Annotated in this window: 1 tRNA gene and 2 rRNA genes (1 of these 3 only partly in view); all 3 read right to left on the reverse strand. The window is 42.6% G+C overall.

The features are described from left to right. Nucleotides 1-3,086 precede the first annotated feature (3,086 nt). Nucleotides 3,087-3,163: transfer RNA gene (locus tag QHG57_RS09030), tRNA-Met, on the reverse strand. 103 nt (nt 3,164-3,266) lie between these two features. Then, nucleotides 3,267-3,381 (reverse strand): 5S ribosomal RNA (gene rrf, locus QHG57_RS09035). Nucleotides 3,382-3,451: 70 nt separating this feature from the next. Then, a 23S ribosomal RNA gene (locus QHG57_RS09040) occupies nt 3,452-6,000 on the reverse strand (it continues 266 nt past the right edge of the window).

Raw genomic sequence — 6,000 nt, forward strand, 5'->3', positions numbered from 1 at the left:
GCTTTATGCGGAAATCTCAATTTATTCGCTCCTCAAGCTCTGAAAAAATAAAATCCTTTTTTCAAACGACTGAATATCCTATGGTTCCTGATGGTGATTTAGTAGAAATTAAATAAGATCAGATTATAACTTCATCGATAAGTTCTTCATTATCACTGGAAGCTTACACGTTTTTTTCTTGCTCTTAGCGCAATGAACTCTTTCCATAAAAGCATTTCGAATAAAATAAAACACGACCTTTAAAGTAATTTGCATAAAAGTATATTTAAGGTAGGGTAAGAAATCATCCGATTTGTAGCACCTTGTACAGAGGACAGAGATCCACGACCTTGCGCATAGATATGCGGTTAAGCTCAAGGAAAGGTAAGGTGAAAGTATAAAAGAAAGCAGCTCCTCTTTTAGTTTAGCTTCTTCGAGTCTTTTAAGTGCAAAAATTACGGAACTTAGGTTTTAGTTGAACATCCCTATTGTAAGGGTTAAGCTTTTAGTTGTAAGGCATTATCTCAAGCTATTAGCTATTTGGTGTTCACTTTTTCACAGATGGTGATACCTCTGAACTTTTATATTATAAAATTGCTGAAAGAACATTCTGCCGGGTTTGAAAAGCAAAAACCATCCACAGCCAATTTCTAAGAGCATGCTTTTGTGGGGTGTATGCTTACAAAAGCAGCTTCTTATAAAACCCAAAGCCTATAAAGCTAAAGAGGAGGATGTTTGAGTGAAGAAGTACTCCCTTGTAGGCTTGAGAAGCATGGCTTTAAGATAAAAATATCGTTCTAACTCTATAACAAGTAGTATCCAGAAGAATTGGAATAAGGAGCAAGTGAGATAGAAGAAGGTCTTTATTTTTCTAATCGCCATAAAATTTTGTGCTTTTAGGATCACTTGGGAATTATCTTTAAGACTTTTAAAAGCAACGATAGCCCTTTAGCATAGTTTTACGAGCGTTTAGCGCACTAGTGTGTTTTCTCCCTCTTCTACGAGGGCTTCCATTCTCCATTTCACTGTGCACTATCATAACAAATCTCGACCTCTTTCATGAGAAATGCTTTCCTCCTTGAGGAAAAATTTTTTAAATATTAAAGATCATGATGCACGATGATATAAAGCAGATCATCTCTAAAAAGATTGTTTTTGATTTTTACAGTGTGCTTTTAGATTTCTCTATAGTTTCCCTGCCTTTAAATTTTTCTTATAAGTTTTTACGGCAAAAGAAACTTTTCAGAACTCTTTTACACATAACTTCATTACTAAAAACTCCCTTACAGACACGATAAACGTCTATATTTCCATCTCTACCAAATACGCGAAATTAACAGCGAATATAATGAAAACAGCCTTTTTATAGAAAACCGTAAGCTTTAAAGTAATCAACGAAATTGCTAAACTTCTCTCCCGCCTCACTCATTACTCTCTACCGGTTATGCGAATAAAGAGCCCCCCATCTGCTCTTTCTGACAAGCAAAGGACACACGCAACATTTGGTAACATAGCATTGTTGAAATTCTTGTCACAAAGCCTTCCTTTCAGGGATTATGCGCATTGCCTGCTTCCCATCTCCAATAAACAATCTGCCAATAAAAAATGTTATTGCAGTTACAATAATACAAAATTATACTTCTATTCTCATTCTATATTTTTCGAATTATCACACATTTTTTCATATTCTCTCTGTGTGCATTTTTACTGTTTTTCCTTGCACTCTCCTTATCGCATAAAGAGAACAGCTTCGATTTATAAGATGGCTTTTTTGAACGCTCTCATAAAATAATGCAGACTATGCCCATAAGTACGATAACAGCCCTCCCCTGACCCAACATAGAATATGGGACTGCCAATCTATCTAACTATCTTTACTAAACACCGCACTCTGGAAAATATCACATGCACTTTCACACCGATACGTTGAACAGAACTACTTACTTTTAAAACAATAAAAAAGAGATTTTTTACATGATCTTATATTTTTCTTACACAACTTTTATATAAATGATAAACTCATTGCGCACTCTTGTATGAAGTATGAAGTATGGAATTCTATTCTCAAAAGCCCCCGCAACTTTTTGATATTATAAAACCATATAATCACTTATCCTCCTCGCAAAAAATATTTCATAACAACAAATTTTTTTTTGCCACAATTGGGATACTGTCTCCAATATTAGCAAAGTACTAATTGTTAAATAATTTTGATGACTTATTTTTATACACCATCTTCTCCTCATAAGAGCCGCGATGATAGTTAAGCTCTCATAGTTAAGAAATGCCTAGATACAAACAATGTGGACTTCAATAAAGGGTTTAAAGTCCTTGGTAATCTGCTTTGTGCTTTTATGGAGCACGAGTCTCACACATCAATCTAATTGATATTTCTCTTAAGTTAATTTGAGAGCCATCAGAAAATTTTTGAGACCAATCTAGGTTGAGCGCTATTTTTTGCACTCTATCGTGAACAACCAGTATCCTCCTCGCAAAAAATATTTCATAACAACAAAATTTTTTTTGCCACAATTGGGATACTGTCTCCAATATTAGCAAAGTACTAATTGTTAAATAATTTTGATGACTTATTTTTATACACCATCTTCTCCTCATGAGAGCCGCGATGATAGTTAAGATAGTTAAGAAATGCCTAAATACAAACAATGTGGACTTCAATAAAGGGTTTAAAGTCCTTGGTAATCTGCTTTGTGCTTTTATGGAGCACGAGTCTCACACATCAATCTAATTGATATTTCTCTTAAGTTAATTTGAGAGCCATCAGAAAATTTTTGAGACCAATTTAGGTTGAGCGCTATTTTTTGCACTCTATCGTGAACAACCAGCAGCAGAAGGGGTATCCGCTATCCGCTCAGCATGGTTTTATGGGCGTTTATGTGATTTGTACGTTTTGTGCATCTTTATAGCGCTTTCTCAACTTTTCTCCCCCTCCTTTTATAAAAGCAACGATGTAGGGGGGGAGTTTGAGTAAAGGTTTAGAGATTTTCGCCTACGTGGATTTTTATATTAATTTCAGGGGCTATGACGGGTGCAATGTAGTGTGCCCAGGTAATGTTATTTTTATGGAACTATTTGTATGAGAACTTTGGTTGCGGGGGCAGGATTTGAACCTGCGGCCTTCAGGTTATGAGCCTGACGAGCTACCGGGCTGCTCCACCCCGCGTCAATAATGATAGAGTAAGCGTAACCATTTTTCGACGCTTGATTATATTAAATTTTTTATTTTTTTTAAATCTATTGAGAAGTTTTTTCTATGCGCTTAGCAGACCTGGCAGCGACTTACTCTCCCGTGCCTTAAGGCAAAGTACCATCAGCGCTGGAGCGTTTCACGACCGAGTTCGGGATGGGATCGGGTGCGTTCACTCCGCCATAACCACCAAGTCAGCAAAGAGCATAGAATTTTTGAGAAGCTGGAAATTTTATATTTTATGAATGGATATAGGAAATGGGAACGATCAAGTCGATCGAACGATTAGTATCAGTAAGCTTCATGTGTTACCACACTTCCACACCTGACCTATCAACGTGGTGGTCTACCACGGTTCTCAGGGAATACTTGTTTTCAGGTGAGTTTCCCGCTTAGATGCCTTCAGCGGTTATCTCGTCCGTATATAGCTACCCTGCTATGCGGCTGGCGCCACAACAGGTCCACCAGAGATACGTCCATCCCGGTCCTCTCGTACTAGGGACAGGTCCTGTCAATATTCCAACACCCACGGCAGATAGGGACCGAACTGTCTCACGACGTTCTGAACCCAACTCACGTACCGCTTTAAATGGCGAACAGCCATACCCTTGGGACCTGCTCCAGCCCCAGGATGCGATGAGTCGACATCGAGGTGCCAAACAACCCCGTCGATATGGACTCTTGGGGGTCATCAGCCTGTTATCCCCGGCGTACCTTTTATCCGTTGAGCGATGGCCCTTCCACACGGGACCACCGGATCACTATGACCGTCTTTCGACTCTGCTCGACTTGTCAGTCTCACAGTCAGGCAGGCTTATGCCATTGCACTCAACAAACGATTTCCGACCGTTTTGAGCCTACCATCGCGCGCCTCCGTTACTCTTTAGGAGGCGACCGCCCCAGTCAAACTACCCACCATACACGGTCCCGAATCCGGCTAACGGACTGCGGTTAGACATCCATATCGGTAAGGGTGGTATTTCAAGGATGACTCCACAAAGGCTAGCGCCCCTGCTTCAAAGTCTACCACCTATCCTACACATACAGACACAAATGCCAGTGTAAAGCTATAGTAAAGGTGCACGGGGTCTTTCCGTCTAACCGCAGGAACCCCGCATCTTCACGGGGAATTCAATTTCACTGAGTCTACGTTGGAGACAGCGGGGAAGTCGTTACGCCATTCGTGCAGGTCGGAACTTACCCGACAAGGAATTTCGCTACCTTAGGACCGTTATAGTTACGGCCGCCGTTTACTGGGGCTTCAATTCAATGCTTGCACATCTCCTCTTAACCTTCCAGCACCGGGCAGGCGTCAGACCCTATACGTCGTCTTGCGACTTCGCAGAGCCCTGTGTTTTTGGTAAACAGTCGCTACCCCCTGGTCTGTGCCACCCTCTAACGGTTGCCCGCTAAAGGGTCACGCTTCTTCCGAAGTTACGCGTGCAATTTGCCGAGTTCCTTCAACGTAGTTCTCTCAAGCGCCTTAGTATTCTCTACCAGTCCACCTGTGTCGGTTTGGGGTACGGTCTATATGTGGGAGCTATTTCCTGGAACTGCTTCACTGCAAGATCAATCCAATAAGATCTTACAATACACGCAATCCGTCACTACCCACAGGTCCACGAATATTAACGTGGTTCCCATCGACTACGCCTTTCGGCCTCGCCTTAGGGGCCGACTCACCCTGCTCAGATTAACTTTAAGCAGGAACCCTTGGACTTTCGGCGAGGGAGTCTCTCACTCCCTTTATCGTTACTCATGTCAGCATTCTCACTTCCGATACCTCCAGGGGCCCTCGCGGGTCCCCCTTTACAGGCTTACGGAACGCTCCGCTACCACTTACTCAATGAAGAGTAAATCCACATCTTCGGTGTATGGCTTTAGCCCCGTTACATTTTCGGCGCAAGGACCCTTATTTAGACCAGTGAGCTGTTACGCTTTCTTTAAATGGTGGCTGCTTCTAAGCCAACATCCTGGTTGTTTTGGGATCCTCACATCCTTTCCCACTTAGCCATAACTTGGGGACCTTAGATGGTGGTCAGGGTTGTTTCCCTCTCCACGACGGACGTTAGCACCCGCCGTGTGTCTGCTAGTTAGTTCTTCCAGGTATTCGGAGTTTGGTTAGGTTTGGTAATCCGGTGAGGACCCCTAGCCCATCCAGTGCTCTACCCCCTGGAGAATTCGACTAACGCTCTACCTAAATAGATTTCGCGGAGAACCAGCTATTTCCGAGTTTGATTGGCCTTTCACCCCTAGCCACAAGTCATCCCAATCTATTGCAACAGATACGGGTTCGGCCCTTCAGTAAGTGTTACCTTACCTTCAGCCTGCTCATGGCTAGATCACTCGGTTTCGGGTCTAATCCAACGAACTGAACGCCCTATTCAGACTCGCTTTCGCTACGCCTACACCTACCGGCTTAAGCTTGCTCGTTAGACTAAGTCGCTGACCCATTATACAAAAGGTACGCCGTCACCCAGAACGTATCTTGGGCTCCGACTGTTTGTAGGCATTCGGTTTCAGGTACTATTTCACTCCCCTTGTCGGGGTACTTTTCACCTTTCCCTCACGGTACTGGTGCGCTATCGGTCATGCACGAGTACTTAGGCTTGGATCGTGGTCGACCCATGTTCAGACAGGATTTCACGTGTCCCGCCCTACTCTAGGACTTAAATCAGATTTACGTATACGGGACTATCACCCACTTTGGTACGACTTTCCAGTCGTTTCTACTTTTCTTAATCTAAGCCACTGGCCTGGTCCGCGTTCGCTCGCCACTACTAACGGAGTCTCGTTTGATGTCCTTTCCTACA

Origin of the sequence: Bartonella grahamii subsp. shimonis, from assembly GCF_036327415.1 — a bacterium.
In the GTDB taxonomy this organism is placed as follows: domain Bacteria; phylum Pseudomonadota; class Alphaproteobacteria; order Rhizobiales; family Rhizobiaceae; genus Bartonella; species Bartonella shimonis.